Here is a 3,422-nt window from a genome sequence, read left to right as displayed (position 1 = left end):
GGGTCCATGGCGAGGGCCTCACGCGGTGAGATGCCGAAGAAGGAGGCGTCGAACGCACCGGCCTCGTGCAGGAAGCCGCCGCCGCGCGAGTACGTGGTGCCCTGGTGGTCGGGGTCGGGGTCGTAGAGGGACGCGGAGGCGGCAGCTCATCGCGACGATGGCGATGGGTTCGTCGGTGTGTCCGTGGGCGGCGGCGGGGACCGCTTCGGCGGGGGCGTCGCCGCCGGTGAGTTCGGACTTGAGGTGGCGGGCGAGGGCGAGCGGGCTGGCGTAGTCGAAGACGAGGGTGGCGGGCAGCCGCAGGCCGGTCGCCTCGTTGAGGCGGTTGCGGAGTTCGACGGCGGTCAGCGAGTCGAAGCCCAGGTCGCGGAAGGCCCGTTCGGCGTCCACGTCGTCGCCGGACGTGTGGCCGAGGACGGCGGCGGCCTGTCCGCGCACGTGGTCGAGGAGCGCCCGTTCGCGCTCGTCGTCCGGCAGTCCGCGCAGTCGGCGTACGAGGGCGGACGCCTCGCCGTCGGAGCCGTCAAGGTCGGCGACGGCGCGCCGGGCGGGGCCGTGCACGAGGCCGCTGAGCAGCGGCGGCAGGTGCCGGCCGTGGGCGGTGCGCAGCGCGGCGGTGTCGAGGCGTACGGGCACCAGGGCGGCGACGCCGAGTCCGAGTGCGGCGTCGAGCAGGCCGAGGCCCTGCTCGGTGGCGAGGGGCGCGATGCCGGAGCGGGTCATCCGGTCCAGGTCGTCGGCGGTGATCTGCCCGGCCATGCCGCCGCGTTCGGCCCACAGGCCCCAGGCGAGGGAGGTGGCGGGCACGCCCTGGCCGCGCAGGTGCTGCGCGTAGGCGTCGAGGAAGGTGTTGCCCGCCGCGTAGTTGCCCTGCCCGGCGCCGCCGAGGACGCCCGCGACGGAGGAGAACAGGACGAAGGCGGCCAGGTCGGCGCCCTGGGTGAGGGCGTGCAGGTTGACGGCGGCGTCGACCTTGGGGCGCAGCACGCGGTCCAGCTGCGCGGCGGTGAGCGAGGCGGTGATGCCGTCGTCGAAGACGCCCGCGGTGTGCACGACCGCGGTGAGCGGGTGCGCGTCGGGGACCCGGGCCAGCGCCCCGGCCAGGGCGTCCCGGTCGGCCGCGTCGCACGCGACGACGTCGACTGCCGCGCCCAACTCCGCGATTTCGTGGGCGAGTTCGCTCGCGCCGGGCGCGTCGGCGCCGCGGCGGCCGAGGAACAGCAGGTGGCGGATGCCGTGTTCGGCGACGAGGTGTCGGGCGACGAGGCCGCCGAGACCGCCGGGGGCGCCGGTGACCAGGGCCGTGCCCTGCGGATTGAGGGCGGCGGACGCCAGGTCCGGGGCGGGCTCGCCGAGGTCGCGGCCGAGCCGGGGGACGTGTACGGCTCCGGCGCGGATCGCGCACTCCGGCTCGCCGTGCGCGTACGCGGCGGGCAGTGCCCGCAGCGACTCGGGGTCGCCGTCCACGTCGGCGAGGACGAACCGGCCGGGCTCCTCGGACTGCGCCGAGCGCAGCAGGCCGAGGACGGCGGCGTGCGCGACGCCGGGCACGGGCTCGTCGGCGGTGACGGCGGCGGCGCCGCGTGTCAGGACGATGAGGCGCGCGTCGGCGAGGCGGTCGTCCGCGGCCAGCCACTCCTGGACGAGGGCGAGGGCGTCGCCGGTGGCGGTGTGCACGGCGTCGGCGGGGACGGGGGTGTGCGCGGCGTCGGCGGGGGCGTCGGCGGGGACGGGGGTGTGCGCGGCGTCCGGGGCCTCGCCAGTGGTGGCGGGGCCGTCGTCGGCCCGGGTGCCGTCGGCCGCGACCACGACACCCGGTGCAGGCGCGGTGCCCTCGGCCACGGCCGCGGTGAGGTCCGCGAGGGTCGGGTACGCGGTGACGTCGACGCCGTCCTCACCGAGGAGGCGGCACAGCTCGGACGCGGCAGTGCCGTCCGCGCCGAGCACGGCCCAGGAGTCGGCGGCGGCGCGCTCGGCCCGGGCGGGGGCGACGGCAGGCGGCTGAACCCAGTTGACGCGGTACAGGTGCGGGACGCGGGTGCGTCGGGCGGCGAGGCTCCGGCTCACGTCGACGGTGCGGGACACGAGCGACCCGATCCGGGCGACCGGCGCCCCGGACTCGTCGGCGAGCAGCACCGACACGGTGTCGCCGCCGCTCCCGGAACGGGTCAGCCGGACGCGCAGGGACTTCGCCCCGGTCGCGTACAGGGCCACGCCGCTCCAGGAGAAGGGCAGCCGGGGCGCGCCGCCCTCGTCGCCGTCGGCGTCCGAGGGGTCCTGGGCCAGGTGTGCCGCCTGGAGCGCGGCGTCGAGGAGCACCGGGTGCAGTCCGAACCGGCCTGCCTCGTCGCGCCGGTCGTCGGGGACGCCGACTTCGGCGAACACCTCGTCGCCGCGCCGCCAGACGCTCCGCAGCCCCTGGAACGCGGGCCCGTACCGGACGTCCGCCGCGGCGAACTCCTCGTACAGACCGTCGATGGCGACTGCCCGCGCGTCGCGGGGCGGCCACTGGGCGAGGTCGAACGCGGCGGGCGCCTCGGACGCGGTGGACGCGGTGGACGCCTCGGACGCGGTGTTCGCGGCGAGCACGCCGGTGGCGTGCCGGGTCCACGGCTCGGCCTCCGCGCCGTCCGTGTCGGGCCCGGCTTCCGGCCGGGAGTGGAAGGCGAGGGTCCGCCTGCCGGAGGCGTCGGCGGGTCCCACGGTCAACTGGAGCTGCACGCCGCCCGTCTCGGGGACGACCAGCGGCATCTCCATGGTGAGCTCTTCGACGAGGTCGCAGTCGACCTGGTCGCCCGCGCGCGTCGCCAGCTCCACGAACGCGGTCGCGGGCAGCAGTACGGCACCCGCCACGGCGTGGTCGGCCAGCCACGGATGCGTACGCAGCGAGAGCCGCCCGGTGAGCAGATGCCCGTCCCCGTCCGCCAGCGGCACGGCCGCGCCCAGCAGGGGATGTCCCGTCTCCCCTAGCCCGACGGCGCTGACGTCACCGGCGTCGGGGTCGGCGTGCAGCCAGTAGTGCTGGTGCTGGAAGGGGTAAGTGGGGAGGTCGACGGTGGTGCGGGCGCCGGGGAAGAGGGCCTTCCAGCCAAGCTCGGCACCGCGGGCGTGGGCCTCGGCGATCGACGTGAGCAGGCGCTCGGCGCCGCCTTCGTCGCGGCGCAGGGAGCCCAGGGTGATCGCCGGACTGTCGGTGGCGTCGATCGTGGCCTGGACCGGGACGGTGAGGACCGGGTGCGGGCTCATCTCCAGGAACAGCCCGTGACCCTCGTCCAGGAGACCGCGCGTGGCGTGCTCGAAGAGAACGGTCTGACGCAGGTTGCGGTACCAATACCCGGCATCCATGGGGGTGTTGGCGTCCAGCCACTCCCCTGTGAGCGTCGAATACAGCGGCACTTCGGCGGCCTGCGGGGCGAGCCCGT

2 pseudogenes are annotated in these 3,422 nt (G+C 76.3%); both read right to left on the bottom strand.

What is annotated here, in order from left to right:
* A pseudogene (locus tag STRAU_RS45010) lies at positions 1–2,052 on the bottom strand (type I polyketide synthase); the annotation flags it as partial.
* Positions 2,053–2,127: 75 nt separating this feature from the next.
* Positions 2,128–3,396: pseudogene (locus tag STRAU_RS45005) on the bottom strand (polyketide synthase dehydratase domain-containing protein); the annotation flags it as partial.
* Positions 3,397–3,422: the final 26 nt, after the last annotated feature.

This window comes from Streptomyces aurantiacus JA 4570 (assembly GCF_000414115.1).
Lineage (GTDB): Bacteria > Actinomycetota > Actinomycetes > Streptomycetales > Streptomycetaceae > Streptomyces > Streptomyces aurantiacus_A.
The sequence above is the reverse complement of the archived record's forward strand: the minus strand, read 5'-3'. Positions and strand labels throughout refer to the sequence as shown.